Here is a 13638-nt window from a genome sequence, read left to right as displayed (position 1 = left end):
GAAACGCAATCAAATGATATTACAATTATAAAATATCTGATATCGAGTAATTACAAAGTAATTTCGATGAATATTAATGATATTTCAAACGAAGAATCTATGATTTTTCCCAATGGTGATGCCAATTGCATGAATTGGATTTTAGGACATTTAATTTATATAAGAAATGCTTTTTTGAATGTTTTAGGTGAAGAATCCGTTTGGGATAATGACCAATTCTCATGCTACAATAGGGGAGAAATTCCTTTGAATAGAAAAGATGAATTTATAAGTTTCGAAGATTTAAAATTGTATCTGAAAAAAACTCAGGATAAGTTTGAAGCAAAGCTGAACAGTCTGGAAAGCATTGATTCTGCAATAATTAATGATGTATCAGGATTATCTCTTCACGAAATTTACCACAGTGGTCAATTCGGTTATCTCAGAAGAATTCTCGGGAAATCTGGAGCGATAAAATAAAAGAGAATTACTTTCAAAGATTGTACAATCTGTAAAATGTAAATTCATTAATCGGGATTAAGCTTAAAAAAAATCTGCTTAATCTACACAATCAGCGAGAAATTTAATCAACCAAATCAAAAAAATGGACACACCAACTTCAAAAAAATTAGATATAATTATTCCTGCTTTTAGAGGGCACAGTCAAAGTTTTCTGATGGTTCTCGATGGAATTTCTGAAGAAAATGCACTCAAAAGAATCGAAGGCAGAACCAATCATATCATATGGATGGCCGGTAATTTTCTCGACATGCGCTATGCACTCGGAAATGTACTTGGGCTGAATGAAGAATTTGAGTATAAAGATTTTTTCTTTCAGGGGAAAGCCTTGGATGAAAGTTTTACATATCCTTCTCTGCAGCAGCTTAAAGAGGATTTTCATAAAATATCACCTTTGGTTTATCAAAAATTGCTTGCAGCTACCGATGAAGAGCTGGAAAAAGCCTTTCCAATGGGAATGAATATAGATTTTTTCCCGGAAAACATCTTAAACTTCGTAGGAATGTGTATTGGCCGTGAGGATTATCTATGCGGACAAATCGGACTGATGCGCAGAATTCTCGGGTATGAAGGGATGAAATATGATTTTGATAAAAACCTTAACTATTAAATCATGAGTCCTCTGGAAAAAGGATACAAAAAAGTCAATGGCATCCAGATGTATTATGAAATCTATGGTTCCGGAAAGCCATTGATATTAATTCATGGTGGCGGTTCTTCGATGCTGTTTGATTTTAAAGAAGCCATAGAAAGGTTACAAGACAAATTTCAGCTCATTGGAATTGATCTCCAGAATCATGGAATGACGGAACATCGCGATATCCCGGAGACTTTTGAACAGGATGCCCATGATATTGCCGCCCTTTTAAAAGAGCTCAAAATTGAAAAAGCCTCATTTTGGGGATTCAGCAATGGCGGAAATACCGTGATGCAGGTTGCCCATCTTTATCCCGGGAAGGTTGAAAAACTCATTATTGCCTCTTCATTTTATAAAAAAAGCGGAATGATAGACGGGTTCTTTGAAAGTATGCAAAACGCTACATTCGAATCAATGCCTGAACCTCTTAAAATCAATTTTTTAAGCCAAAATCCGGACTTTTCGAAACTTGAAAACCTATTTGATAAAGACTGCAAAAGGATGCAGAATTTTGGGGACTGGGACCCTGTAGTATTAACATCGATAAAGGTGCCGACATTATTTATTTCCGGAGATAAAGATGTCATAAAACCCGAACATGTTGTAGACATGTGGCGTCTGGTTGCCAATTCTCAATTAATGATTCTGCCAGCCACTCACGGATCTTATATGATGGCAGATTTCGACGGAAATGTTGACAGGAATTTGATAGACCTGACGGTTTCCGAGATAGAGAAATTTTTAAACAAGTAAAAAATTCTCTGGATTCTTCCAGCTTATAATAAGAGCTGTCGCAAAGATTTTACGCATTGTGCGCTATAACTACAATTAATACAAACTTTAAAAACAAATAGCATGGCTAAATTAAATCCGTACCTCAATTTTGATGGTACAGCAGAAGAAGCATTCACTTTTTACAAATCTGTTTTCGGAGGTGAATTTCTTGGTGAAGTACATAAAATGGGAAATGCTCCCGGTACCGAAAATTTATCTGAAGAAGCAAAAAACAGAGTAATGCACATTGCCCTTCCCATCGGCGGAGATCTATTAATGGCGTCTGATATTGTACCGGAATTCGGACAACGCTTAACCGTTGGAAATAACAACTATGTATCTATTTTCCCTGAATCCAAGGAAGAAGCAGACAGGCTTTTTAAAGGACTTTCTGAAGGCGGAAACGTAGAAATGCCGATTGAAGATCAGTTTTGGGGAGATTACTTTGGAAGCTTTCAGGATAAATATGGGGTTCATTGGATGGTGAACTATAATGAAGGATATACAAAATAATCTTATATTTATCTAAATTATTAAAGAAGGGTAGCTGCTTTCGGTTACCCTTTCACTGAACAATTAAAATAAAGAACGATGGATCCAATTACAATAGACATTACGATTTTAGCCCCTGTGGAAAAGGTTTGGAATTATTTCAATGAACCTAAACATATCACTAAATGGAATTTTGCCCATGAAAGCTGGCAGTGCCCAAGTTCTGAAAACGATTTGAGGGTAGGCGGAAAATTCAAAACCAGAATGGAAGCAAAGGATGGCAGTTTCGGATTTGATTTTGAAGGAATTTACGATGAAGTTATTCGCCATGAGAAAATACAGTATCATCTTGAAGATGGGAGAAAAGTAGAAGTTATTTTTGATGTCATAGACGAAAATACGACGAAAGTAACCGAGATTTTCGATCCTGAAAAACAAAATTCCGTGGAAATGCAGCGGGAAGGCTGGTATGCCATTCTCAACAATTTCCATAAATATGTAGAAAACCACTAAAAAACTCTGCAACAGTCATGATAAATTTAATCATAATGGCAAAATGTTTAAGCTCCATGTATGCTGTTGATCATGTTGTTAGAGGAAATTTTTTGCGGGGAATCATTGCGTCTCCTGCAAGAAGGGCTTTAGAAACAGAAAAAATTGATTCTTTGGAAAAATTATCAGATTATTCTGAAGAAGAAATCTTGCAGTTTCATGGCTTCGGAAAGAACGCTATGGAAAAACTGAAAAATCACATGAAGGAAAATCAGCTTTCCTTTAAAAAGAATGAAAAAATAAAATAACACCGGTTATTTTGAAAGAAAAATCACTCCTTAAATTTAAAAATTATGAATAACGATATTTTTCCATGTCTCTGGCATGATGGAGATGCAGGGGAAGCTGCTGCATTGTACTGTAAAGTATTTGGCGGAACCATTACTGCCGACACCCCGGTAGTAGTGAATATTGATATTTTTGGTCAAAAACTGATGCTTTTGAACGGTGGGCCACACTTTGAAAAAAATGCTTCCGTTTCTTTTATGGTCATTTGTGATACAGAAGATGAGGTTCAGCAATATTGGGATCAGTTATTAGATGGTGGAATGGCTTTAATGGCCCTGGATTCTTATCCTTGGAGCAAAAAATACGGCTGGGTAAAAGACCGTTTTGGTACTACATGGCAGCTGTTTTTAGGAGAAAAAGCCGATGAACAGAAATTAGTACCTACACTCATGTTTATTCATCAGAATAATGGAAAAGCCAAGGAAGCGATGGAATTTTATACCCAAACCTTCCCGAATTCTAAAATAGGAAATATTTTACATTATAAAGATGGTGGTGAGCCTAATGAAGTTCCTGAAAATGTACAGCATGCTCATTTTATGATCGACGGATATAGCTTATTCTGCATGGATAATTCCTATGACCACGCCTTTGATTTTAACGAAGGAATTTCAATGGTGACTATGACCGATGATCAGGAAGAAACCGATCATTTGTGGAATACCCTGATTTCAGGAGGTGGAAGAGAGAGTATGTGCGGCTGGCTAAAAGATAAATACGGTTTCAGCTGGCAGATTGTTCCTAAAAAACTGATTCAACTGATGAATGATGCTGATCAGGGAAAATCTCAGCAAGTGGTTCAGGCAATGATGAAAATGCAGAAAATTATCATTAAAGATTTAGAAGAAGCTTATAACGCTTAATACAGTTCGGCTTGCTGTTTGATGTTTCTTTAGAAAACAGATTTGCCTATGAAGACACAGAACAAGTCACAATCTAAATCAAAAGTACCCAAAGATGGTTTATTTCCCGAGATTATTCGTGAAAACTACCGGGGAAGCCAAAAACTGGTCAATAAAAAAGCACTTATTTCCGGAGGTGACAGCGGAATAGGGCAAGCCGTAGCTGTTCACTTTGCGAGAGAAGGAGCAGATGTTGCCATTGTATATAAAGAAAGTGATAAAGACGCTAAAGAAACCTTAAAGCTCGTAGAAAAAGAAGGCAGAAAATGCATTCTGATAAAAGGTGATATTTCAAAAGCTGCTTTCCGTACAAAATGTGTACAGAAAATAAAAAAAGAATGGAAAACGCTGGATATTTTAGTTAATAATGCGGGCGTTCAGTTTCCAAAGAATGATATTGAAAACATATCGGATCATCAGATACAGGAGACCTTTAATGTCAATATCATTTCCATGATTTCCTTTACGAGGAATTTCCTTCCCCTTATGAATAAAGGCGGAAGAATTATCTGTACGACTTCTGTTACGGCATATCGGGGAAGTGATCATTTGCTTGATTATTCTGCTACCAAAGGAGCGATTGCAACCTTTATCCGGTCGTTAGCCGTTAACCTTGCAGAAAAGAAAATCCTGGTTAATGGAGTTGCTCCGGGCCCAATCTGGACTCCTTTGGTAAAGGAAACATTCGATACGCTTTCAACATTTGGAAAAGATACCCCGTTAAAACGTGCAGGGCAGCCTTCTGAAGTGGCGCCGGCTTATGTTTTTCTGGCTTCTGATGATGCCACTTATATTACAGGCGAAATCATTCATATCAACGGCGGAGATTTTGTGGGCGGTTAATTTTAAAATGAAGTTATCACACGAGAATTGTATTCATCTTTTACCTAATAATTTTAACCTATTGATCCTGTAAGGGATTCATTTAAATAATAAACAGACAACATGGAAACATTATCTTATGAAATTGAAATAGAGGCAGCACCGGAAAGGATATGGGGTGTACTTTGGGGGGATATTACATACAGACAATGGACGACTGCTTTTACGGAAGGCTCTTTTTATGAAGGAACCCTTGAAGAAGGAAGTATTGTGAAGTTTTTCGATCCCCAAAACAACGGAATGTACAGCCGGGTTGAGAAAAACGAACCGGGCAAAGAAATGAAATTTCTGCATCTTGGTGAAATCTATGATGGAGTGGAAGCTCCTCAGGAATGGGGTGAAGCTACTGAAGCCTATATTTTAGAAGAAACTGAAACCGGAACTACTTTAACATGTGAAATTCAGACACCTGTAGAATTTAAAGATTTTTTCGAGGAAAACTTTCCAAAAGCCTTGGGAATTATTAAAAATCTTTCAGAAAATCAGCTCTAAATTGTAGAGAAACTCTTTCATTACGATGGCATAACTAAAAAAAATGAATGCTTTTGTGATTGAAAAATAATTAAATCATCAAATTAAAACTATGGAAACATTATCTTATGAAATCGTAATCAATGCTCCTGCACAGAAAGTATGGGACATTCTTTGGGGACCGGAAACATACAGCGAATGGACCCAGTTTTTCGGGGCAGGATCTACTGTTATGAAATCCGACTGGAAAGTGGATGGGAAAACCTATTTTGTTGATGCAAAAGGAGATGGTATGGTTTCCACCATTGACAGTATAGATGAGCCTAATCAAATTATTTTTAAACACTTAGGAATGGTGCAGGATGGAGTAGAAGATACCGAAAGCATGGAGGTCAAGCAATGGAGCGGAGCTTTTGAAAAGTATATTCTGATTGATTTTGATGGCCAAACCAAGCTTCACACTGAAGTACAGGTCGAAAAAAACTGGCAGGAGTTTATGAATACAGGTTTTACAAAAGGCCTGGAAGTTGTAAAAAGGCTTGCTGAAGAATCCAGATAGTATGGATGCCATTGGAATTTACGGGTTGGAAAGCCTGATTTTAATTAACTTTACTCTTTATTAAAAATCATGTTAAGATTCACTTACCCTGAAATAATCAATACACTATGAAATTATTAACCATTCTATTCGGTACTTTTCTTCTGGCCTTGCTGGGAACAACAATCATTCAGGGAAACTGGAATTTTTTATTTTCCGGAAATCTTGGAATGGCGGTTTTTATTATTTTCACGGGCCTTTCTCATTTTAAATTTCAAAAAGGAATGGCGATGATGATTCCGGATTTTATGCCTACAAAAATGTTTTGGGTATACGCTACAGGCTTTATAGAAATTGCAGCCGGGATTGGGTTGATGATTCCTTCAATCCGAGAAATAACCGCTGTGCTGCTGATTATTTTCTATGTATTGGTTTTTGTGGCCAATATCAATTCATCAAAGAAAAACATCAATATTTTCAAAGGAGATTATACAGGCCCAGGGATGGCATACCTTTATAAAGAAAGGATTCCGATGCAGATTATTTTAATTGCATGGACCTGGTATTTTGGAATCTATTTAAGCTAAATAATACATTGCGGAATGTAACAATAACAGAAGCGGGAAGTACTTACTTTCCGTTTTTTTGTTGTCCGTTATCTTGTGTTGGTTGACAGTTAAGTATGTTTAATTTTAGATCTTGATTCTTAAATGTTTTTTAACGCAAAGGCGCGAAAGGGTTATCTGCTGGATTTGTTTAAGAAGCAAGGGCGCTTCGCTTGATAAAGGATTGCTTTTTTAAAAACATATAAATCAAAACGTCATTGCGAGGAACGAAGAGACGAAGCAATCTCTTTTTTGTCTTAAACGGAAAAGTGTTGACTGTTGTCAGTGGCTTGTAGTTGATAACAACCTTTTTTGTTCTTTATAATGAGATTGCTTCACCTTTGGTTCGCAATGACGGTAGTGATAATTACGTTGACTCCCTAGCCCTGATAGCAGCGGTTACCCCACAGCAGAGAAGGGAAGGGCTTGGCGCGAGGAGTAAAAGCGGATAGCAGGAATAGCTTCCTAAAAAAATATAAAGCGCTATTCTACCGTAAACAAAAGAAAAATTGACTATTGTAAAAAAATACTTTACATTTATTAAAGTAAAACCAAAAGATCGATCGTCATAGCAATATGGAGGTTGTCGAAAAAATAACAATGCCACAGAAGGAGAAAGAAAGTATCATCTCGCAAACCGTTTCAAAGTACGGCGGAAAGCTGATGTCCTATATTCGTCCAAAAGTGAAAAACACGGAAGATGCAGAAGATATTTTGCAGGAAGTGTGGTACCAGTTCAGCAGTCTTACCAATCTTTCCGAGATTGTAAATGTTGGCGGCTGGTTGTATAGAGTTACTGCCAATAAAATTACGGATAAGTATCGTAAAAAGAAGACGGAAAACCTTGAAGATTTTGTATACGAAGATGAAGACGGCAGCTTTTCTATAAAAGATATTCTTTTGCTGGATGAAAGTGCAGGCCCGGAAGTGAAAATGTTTCAGGATGAAATCTGGAAAAAGCTTTTTGAAGCACTGGATGAATTACCGGAAAAACAAAGACTGGTATACGTAGAAAACGAACTGAATGACAGAACACTTCAGGAAATAGCCGATGAACAAGGCGAAAACATTAAAACAATTATCAGCAGAAAAAATTATGCTGTGAAGCATTTAAGAAACAGGCTGAGAAAATTATACGAAGATTTAAATAGTTAGTAAAAAGAAAGGTATGAATCATAATAAACACAAAAAAGGCTGGATTTTTTTATTCTTATGTCCGCCGTTAATCTTACTGGGAGTTACATGGATCGTCATGGCTCTTTGGAATTGTCTGCTTCCCGATATTTTAGGGGTGAAATCGATCACCTATTGGCAGGCTATGGGGATATTGATTTTAAGTAAAATTCTTTTTGGGGGCTTCCATTTTGGAAAAGGAATGAGAGATTTTAAAGAGAAAAAAATGATGCGGGAAAAAATGATGAGTTTATCTCCTGAAGAACGTGAAAAATTCAAAGAAGTCTGGAAAGACAGATGCTCAGGCGGATTCTTTAACAGAAACAACAGAACTAACGAATAATTTAAAAAATTGTAAAGAAGTAGTAAAGTAAAATTAAAACTTATTCGTCTATATAAAAAACAAGAAGTAGTAAAATTTAAAATTCGAAAAAATGAAAAATTCAGTATTAAAAGGTGCTCTTGGAGCATTAGCCGTAGTAGGTGTAGCATTGGTTGCTAAAAAAATGGCAGAAAGAAAAAGATTTATAAAAGGTATTTTTAACGAATACGGAATTAAAGAAAAATCTCCTTTCGGACTTGCAGATAAGATCAGAGAAATGAATGATGAGGAATATCAGGAGCTGAAAGGAAAATTCAAAAAAGAATTTGCTTCAAGATGCTGCAGAAAAGATAATACCTGCGAAGCATAATTCGCAAAAACTAAATTGAAATTGTTTAATTCAGGCTCGGGAAGCTTTGCTTCCCGAGCCTGAATTTTTTTATGTCATTGCGGGGAGCGAAGCAATGTGGCCATCTCAAAATGTCTGGTACACGTATTTATTATTCACTACCAATTACTCAGTACTTATTTTTTTGTAGCTTATTCCCGCTATCCGCTTTTACTCCTCGCGCCAACCCTTTTCCCTTTGCTTGCTGCAGGGTAACCGCTGCTATCGGGGCTAGGCTAGAGAGCCAACGTAATTAATAAGAGTTAAGAACAAAGAACAAAGAACAAAGAGACAAGATCTAAACACCAACACTAACAACCATAAACCAACCTCTGACAACAATTTTCCCCCACATAAAAACCATTTCGAAAAATATTTTCTTATTTTTGTACCGTTACACATGAAGGATTATTATTATTTTCTCGGGATTTCTCACGATGCTTCGGAAGAAGACATCAAAAAAGTCTATAGAAAACTCTCTTTAAAATACCATCCGGACAAAAATGATAACGATGATTTCTTTGCAGAGCGTTTCCGTGAAATTCAGGAAGCGTATGAAACGCTGAGTGACAAGGCAAGAAGAAATACGTATGACCAGAATTTGGAGAGTCATCAAAAAAGTTTCAGATATAATATTCCGCCTGCTATTAAAACTTTTACAGCCAATAAAATTCATGCAAAAAAAGGAGAGGAAATTATCATCAACTGGCAGACGAGTAATGCCGATGTTGTGAAAGTACTGCCTTTCGGACTTGAAAAGGCTTATGGAGAAAGAATTTTTAAAATCACAGAGTTTAAAGACGGAAAATTTCAGCTTTTGCTTCATGCCACCAACTCATTACTGCACAAAACAGTGGTTCAGGGAATCACCATTACGGAAGTGTTTGAAAATGACACTGAAAAATTCAAAAGCAGTGTAGAAGAATTTTTTAAACCACAGCCACGAACAAGAATAAACAGAATGGGTCAGCCTAAAATTGTGGCACTCATCTGGGGAGCTATCATCCTGGCAGCAACCATCTATTTTATTATAAAAAGCTTATAAACTAGGCCAATTTCTTTCTTCCCGGGCATTTTTTACATCTTTTTCCTTTCTTGAATTTCTTGCAGCAGGATTTTTTTTCGCAGTACATTTCTTCATTACTAAAAGAATATACAGGAGTTAAAGGCGGTACTTTAAAAGGGACAATCATATTCATGATGCAAATATATTAATTTAGAATAAATATAATTAATAAATTTTCATAAATCATGCTTTTTCCTCTAATAGCTGGTTTATAGCTATATATGATAAGTAAGAAATCATTATTTTAACATTTCGTCATTCCAAAATTGATATTCAAAACTGGATTTTGAATGTTTTTTACACTTTTATGAATATCTAACAGGATCCTATATAATGGGATGTATTAGGATGCCTTTTTTTCATCAGCTAGGTTTTTACCCGATGCATTTTTCGGATTAATATAAAATTTTCATTAAAAGATCTTCAATTTGAAATACAGGTAAAATCGTTGGTAAACTACAATCGTAAGATTCAAAGACTTATTTAAACTCACTATGAAAGATTTATGGAACTATACGGGTTTTTAATTAAACAGTTGTATGGAGTAAGTATAAATATCTGTTTTTATAAGGATGAAATGGACAAAAAAATTGCCTGGAAGGTATTTTTCAATCGATAATATATTGTGCTGAATATTGAGATGGTAAGAAAAGAGATCAATAAAAAAATATTTCTTTTTGATTTGAATTTCAATGGTTTAAATAAATTGGAATTCCAACATCATAGTACTCAAAAAAGGAATCAATTGATGAGTTGTTAGCATTAGAATGCTGAAAGAATATACCTGAATTCCGGAAATTAAACAGAGCAAAACAGGATGAAATTTTAAACGATAAAAATGCTGCTGACAAAATGAAGATTTATTCTTTTGTTGATGAAAGTTTTAAAAACATGTGTTTTTCGAATTGATATTAAGGTTTTGTTAATTTATCATCAATTCTAAGCTATTGCATAATTCTTTGAGAAATTGTAATTTTACGAATCTTTTTTACAAACAAAATCTAATATAAAAAATGAATACAGAACAGTTTGTGAGCCGTCACATTTCCCTTAATGAAGCCGATAAACAGGCCATGTTGGAAAGAGTTGGCGTTTCAAGTATCGAAGAGTTAATTTCTCAAACCATCCCTTCTTCTATCCGTTTAGAAAAAGATCTTGAAATCTCAGAACCGCTTTCAGAGTACGAGATGCTAAATCATTCGAAAGAATTGGCATCAAAAAACACTGATTTTACAAGCTATATCGGTTTTGGATATCATAATACTCTTTTACCATCGGCAATTCAGAGAAATATTTTCGAAAACCCGAGTTGGTATACAGCGTATACTCCTTATCAGGCGGAAATTGCACAGGGAAGATTGGAAGCTCTTCTTAATTTTCAGACTGTTGTATGTGATCTGACAGGCTTTACATTGGCAAATGCTTCATTATTGGATGAATCTACAGCGGCTGCCGAGGCAATGCACATGTTTTTCAATAACAGAACGAAAGATCAGAAAAAAGCAAATGCGAACAAATTCTTTGTTTCGGACCTTGTTTTACCTCAAACAGTTTCTGTATTGAAAACTAAAGCGGAAGGACTGGCCATCGAAATTGTAGTAGGTGACCATAAAACCCATCAGCTTGACGAAACCTATTATGGAGTTCTATTACAATATCCAGGTAAGAACGGAATCGTTCTGGATTATACGGAGGATATTGTTGGATATAAGAAATTAGACCTTCAGGTAGTGGTTGCTTGTGACCCAATGGCATTGGTGAAATTGAAATCACCGGCATCTATGGGTGCTGACTGTGCAGTTGGAACTTCACAGCGTTTTGGAATTCCATTAGGATATGGAGGTCCTCACGCAGCATTTTTCTCTTGTAAGGATGATTATAAAAGAGATATTCCAGGAAGAATTATCGGAGTTTCTCAGGATATGTACGGAAAACGTGCATTGAGAATGGCTTTACAGACCAGAGAACAGCATATTAAAAGAGAAAGAGCAACTTCAAATATTTGTACGGCTCAGGTTCTTTTAGCGGTAATGGCTGGAATGTATGCTGTATACCACGGTCCTAAAGGATTGAATTATATCGCTGACCAGATTCACTTTAAAGCAAACGCTTTGAAAAATGGTCTTAAAGCATTAGGATATGAAGCTGTTGAAGAACCAATCTTCGATACGGTAAAAATCTTGATGAGCGAAGATGAGAAAGGGAGATTATCAAGAATGATGCTTGATCACCGATTGAATCTAAACTACTTTACAGAAGGAGTGGTAAGCATTGCCATCAATGAAAGTACAACATTAGATAAATTAAATGTTCTAATGGCTTCTTTTGCTCAGTTTAAAGACAAGCAAACATTCAAATTAGAAATAAAAGAAGGATACAGCATTCCGGAAGAGAATTTAAGAAAAGACGAAATTCTTACGGAAGAAGTATTCAACAAATACCATACAGAAACGGAATTGATGCGTTACATCAAACGTTTGGAAAGAAAAGATTTATCATTAACGCATTCGATGATTTCTCTAGGTTCTTGTACCATGAAGCTGAATGCTGCTACTCAAATGTTGCCACTTTCTTGGGCAGATTGGGGAAGTGTTCACCCATTTGTACCGGTTGACCAGGCTGGAGGGTATCAGGAAATGATTAAAGAATTGGAGAAGGACTTGGCAGAGATTACTGGTTTTGCAGGAACATCTCTTCAACCAAACTCTGGAGCTCAGGGAGAATATGCAGGATTAATGGTGATCAGAGAATACCATATCTCAAGAGGAGAAGGTCACAGAAATATCGTACTGATCCCTCAGTCTGCACACGGAACCAACCCAGCTTCTGCTGCAATGGCTGGTATGAAAATCGTGGTAGTTAAAAATCTTGAAAGCGGAGAAATCGACTTTGAAGATTTAAAAGCTAAAACAGAACAGCATTCAGAGAATTTATCTTGTGTAATGATCACTTATCCGTCTACTTACGGATTCTTTGATGCCAACATTATAGAAATTACAGATCTTATCCATGAGCACGGCGGACAGGTGTATATGGATGGAGCGAATATGAATGCTCAGGTAGGCTACACAAGCCCAGGAAATATTGGAGCAGACGTTTGCCACTTAAATCTTCACAAAACTTTCGCTATTCCTCACGGAGGTGGAGGTCCTGGAGTTGGGCCGATCTGTGTTGCTAAGCACTTAGTACCATTCCTTCCTACGAATGCAAATATCCAGGTTGGAACCAAAGAAGCTATTGATGGGATTTCTGCTGCACCTTACGGTTCAGGATTGATCTTGAATATTTCTTACGCTTATATTAAAATGCTGGGAACTTCAGGTTTGAAAAAAGCAACTGAACATGCGATCTTAAATGCTAATTATTTAAAAGAAATTTTAGCAGAGCATTTCCCGATCTTATATTCAAACAAAAACGGAAAAGTAGCTCACGAGTGTATCGTAGACTTCCGTCAGTTCAAGTCATTAGGAATTGAAGTAGCTGATGTTGCCAAGAGATTAATGGATTATGGATTCCATGCTCCAACCGTTTCTTTCCCGGTAGCTGGAACGTTAATGATCGAGCCTACGGAATCAGAAAGTAAGGCTGAGATCGACCGTTTTGCAGAGGCTTTAATCTCTATCAAAAGTGAAATTGATGAGATTGCTAATGGCGAAGCAGATGCGACCAATAACGTATTGAAAAATGCGCCTCACACGGAGCAGCTTGTCATCTCTGATAACTGGGATAAACCTTATGGAAGAGAAAAAGCAGCATATCCGCTAGAGTGGGTAAGAGACCATAAATTCTTTGCAACGGTTGCAAGAGTGGATGAAGCTTATGGAGACAGAAACTTAGTGTGTACTTGTGAGCCGATTGAAGCTTATATGTAATACAATATTATATCATATAAATGCCCCGTTTAGAAACTCTAAACGGGGCATTTTTTAATTACCTTTTCTATGGCTATAGGCTACGAGAAATGCTATGAACATATTGATACAAGTATCATTGGAAAAGTTTCACTGTTTTATGCAAGTTGAAGAGTGATTATTGACTACAAATTTTGAA

General features: G+C 36.3%; 16 protein-coding genes. All 16 read left to right on the top strand.

From position 1 onward, the window contains the following. Nucleotides 1–66 precede the first annotated feature (66 nt). The 16 genes from SB679_RS21010 to gcvP all read left to right on the top strand — a co-directional run bounded on the left by SB679_RS21010 (nucleotide 67) and on the right by gcvP (nucleotide 13460). Nucleotides 67–459: a hypothetical protein gene (locus SB679_RS21010; RefSeq protein ID WP_410704267.1), complete on the top strand. Its 393-nt coding sequence runs from the start codon at nucleotides 67–69 to the stop codon at nucleotides 457–459. 124 nt (nucleotides 460–583) lie between these two features. Continuing rightward, nucleotides 584–1108, top strand: coding sequence for a DinB family protein (locus SB679_RS21005; RefSeq protein WP_410704266.1), 525 nt, complete (start codon nucleotides 584–586; stop codon nucleotides 1106–1108). Between the two features lie 3 nt (nucleotides 1109–1111). Further along, nucleotides 1112–1888: an alpha/beta fold hydrolase gene (locus SB679_RS21000; RefSeq protein WP_410704265.1), complete on the top strand. Its 777-nt coding sequence runs from the start codon at nucleotides 1112–1114 to the stop codon at nucleotides 1886–1888. A 102-nt stretch (nucleotides 1889–1990) separates the two neighbouring features. Next, entirely contained in the window at nucleotides 1991–2422 is a 432-nt protein-coding gene (locus SB679_RS20995; RefSeq protein ID WP_410704264.1) for a VOC family protein, read from the top strand. Nucleotides 2423–2500: 78 nt separating this feature from the next. Beyond that, the gene (locus SB679_RS20990; protein ID WP_410704263.1) at nucleotides 2501–2914 is read left to right on the top strand and encodes an SRPBCC family protein; all 414 of its coding nucleotides are present in this window, start codon (nucleotides 2501–2503) and stop codon (nucleotides 2912–2914) included. Nucleotides 2915–2949: 35 nt separating this feature from the next. Then, the gene (locus SB679_RS20985) at nucleotides 2950–3201 is read left to right on the top strand and encodes a hypothetical protein (protein WP_410704262.1); all 252 of its coding nucleotides are present in this window, start codon (nucleotides 2950–2952) and stop codon (nucleotides 3199–3201) included. A 45-nt stretch (nucleotides 3202–3246) separates the two neighbouring features. After that, nucleotides 3247–4104 (top strand): VOC family protein, encoded by an 858-nt coding sequence (locus SB679_RS20980; protein WP_410704261.1) that lies wholly within the window; start codon nucleotides 3247–3249, stop codon nucleotides 4102–4104. 48 nt (nucleotides 4105–4152) lie between these two features. Continuing rightward, nucleotides 4153–4986 (top strand): SDR family oxidoreductase, encoded by an 834-nt coding sequence (locus tag SB679_RS20975; protein WP_410704260.1) that lies wholly within the window; start codon nucleotides 4153–4155, stop codon nucleotides 4984–4986. A gap of 102 nt (nucleotides 4987–5088) precedes the next feature. Next, entirely contained in the window at nucleotides 5089–5517 is a 429-nt protein-coding gene (locus tag SB679_RS20970; protein ID WP_410704259.1) for an SRPBCC domain-containing protein, read from the top strand. 91 nt (nucleotides 5518–5608) lie between these two features. Then, nucleotides 5609–6055: an SRPBCC family protein gene (locus SB679_RS20965; protein ID WP_410704258.1), complete on the top strand. Its 447-nt coding sequence runs from the start codon at nucleotides 5609–5611 to the stop codon at nucleotides 6053–6055. A 107-nt stretch (nucleotides 6056–6162) separates the two neighbouring features. Next, nucleotides 6163–6621, top strand: coding sequence for a hypothetical protein (locus SB679_RS20960; protein WP_410704257.1), 459 nt, complete (start codon nucleotides 6163–6165; stop codon nucleotides 6619–6621). 618 nt (nucleotides 6622–7239) lie between these two features. After that, nucleotides 7240–7794, top strand: a complete 555-nt coding sequence (locus tag SB679_RS20955) for an RNA polymerase sigma factor (protein ID WP_228384362.1) — start codon at nucleotides 7240–7242, stop codon at nucleotides 7792–7794. Between the two features lie 13 nt (nucleotides 7795–7807). Then, nucleotides 7808–8155, top strand: a complete 348-nt coding sequence (locus SB679_RS20950; protein WP_034711702.1) for a hypothetical protein — start codon at nucleotides 7808–7810, stop codon at nucleotides 8153–8155. A gap of 91 nt (nucleotides 8156–8246) precedes the next feature. Continuing rightward, nucleotides 8247–8504 (top strand): hypothetical protein, encoded by a 258-nt coding sequence (locus SB679_RS20945; protein WP_410704256.1) that lies wholly within the window; start codon nucleotides 8247–8249, stop codon nucleotides 8502–8504. A gap of 418 nt (nucleotides 8505–8922) precedes the next feature. After that, nucleotides 8923–9567 carry a J domain-containing protein gene (locus SB679_RS20940; protein ID WP_410704255.1) on the top strand — a complete coding sequence of 215 codons (645 nt, stop codon included), beginning with the start codon at nucleotides 8923–8925 and terminating at the stop codon, nucleotides 9565–9567. A 1034-nt stretch (nucleotides 9568–10601) separates the two neighbouring features. Then, nucleotides 10602–13460 (top strand): aminomethyl-transferring glycine dehydrogenase, encoded by a 2859-nt coding sequence (gene gcvP / locus SB679_RS20935; protein ID WP_410704254.1) that lies wholly within the window; start codon nucleotides 10602–10604, stop codon nucleotides 13458–13460. Nucleotides 13461–13638: the final 178 nt, after the last annotated feature.

Origin of the sequence: Chryseobacterium sp. SIMBA_029 (assembly GCF_046535275.1) — a bacterium.
Classification (GTDB): Bacteria; Bacteroidota; Bacteroidia; order Flavobacteriales; family Weeksellaceae; genus Chryseobacterium.
Note: the sequence above shows the minus strand (reverse complement) of the source record. Positions and strands in the feature narration are given on the sequence as shown.

Bases quoted from the DNA above. Each gene is read 5' to 3' on its own strand.
- SB679_RS21005 (WP_410704266.1), top strand. From the start codon at position 584: ATGGACACACCAACTTCAAAAAAATTAGATATAATTATTCCTGCTTTT.
- SB679_RS20970 (WP_410704259.1), top strand. From the start codon at position 5,089: ATGGAAACATTATCTTATGAAATTGAAATAGAGGCAGCACCGGAAAGG.
- SB679_RS20975 (WP_410704260.1), top strand. From the start codon at position 4,153: ATGAAGACACAGAACAAGTCACAATCTAAATCAAAAGTACCCAAAGAT.
- SB679_RS20950 (WP_034711702.1), top strand. From the start codon at position 7,808: ATGAATCATAATAAACACAAAAAAGGCTGGATTTTTTTATTCTTATGT.
- SB679_RS20960 (WP_410704257.1), top strand. From the start codon at position 6,163: ATGAAATTATTAACCATTCTATTCGGTACTTTTCTTCTGGCCTTGCTG.
- SB679_RS20945 (WP_410704256.1), top strand. From the start codon at position 8,247: ATGAAAAATTCAGTATTAAAAGGTGCTCTTGGAGCATTAGCCGTAGTA.
- SB679_RS20985 (WP_410704262.1), top strand. From the start codon at position 2,950: ATGGCAAAATGTTTAAGCTCCATGTATGCTGTTGATCATGTTGTTAGA.
- SB679_RS20980 (WP_410704261.1), top strand. From the start codon at position 3,247: ATGAATAACGATATTTTTCCATGTCTCTGGCATGATGGAGATGCAGGG.
- SB679_RS20995 (WP_410704264.1), top strand. From the start codon at position 1,991: ATGGCTAAATTAAATCCGTACCTCAATTTTGATGGTACAGCAGAAGAA.
- SB679_RS20940 (WP_410704255.1), top strand. From the start codon at position 8,923: ATGAAGGATTATTATTATTTTCTCGGGATTTCTCACGATGCTTCGGAA.
- SB679_RS20955 (WP_228384362.1), top strand. From the start codon at position 7,240: ATGCCACAGAAGGAGAAAGAAAGTATCATCTCGCAAACCGTTTCAAAG.
- SB679_RS20990 (WP_410704263.1), top strand. From the start codon at position 2,501: ATGGATCCAATTACAATAGACATTACGATTTTAGCCCCTGTGGAAAAG.
- SB679_RS21010 (WP_410704267.1), top strand. From the start codon at position 67: ATGAATATTAATGATATTTCAAACGAAGAATCTATGATTTTTCCCAAT.
- SB679_RS20965 (WP_410704258.1), top strand. From the start codon at position 5,609: ATGGAAACATTATCTTATGAAATCGTAATCAATGCTCCTGCACAGAAA.
- gcvP (WP_410704254.1), top strand. From the start codon at position 10,602: ATGAATACAGAACAGTTTGTGAGCCGTCACATTTCCCTTAATGAAGCC.
- SB679_RS21000 (WP_410704265.1), top strand. From the start codon at position 1,112: ATGAGTCCTCTGGAAAAAGGATACAAAAAAGTCAATGGCATCCAGATG.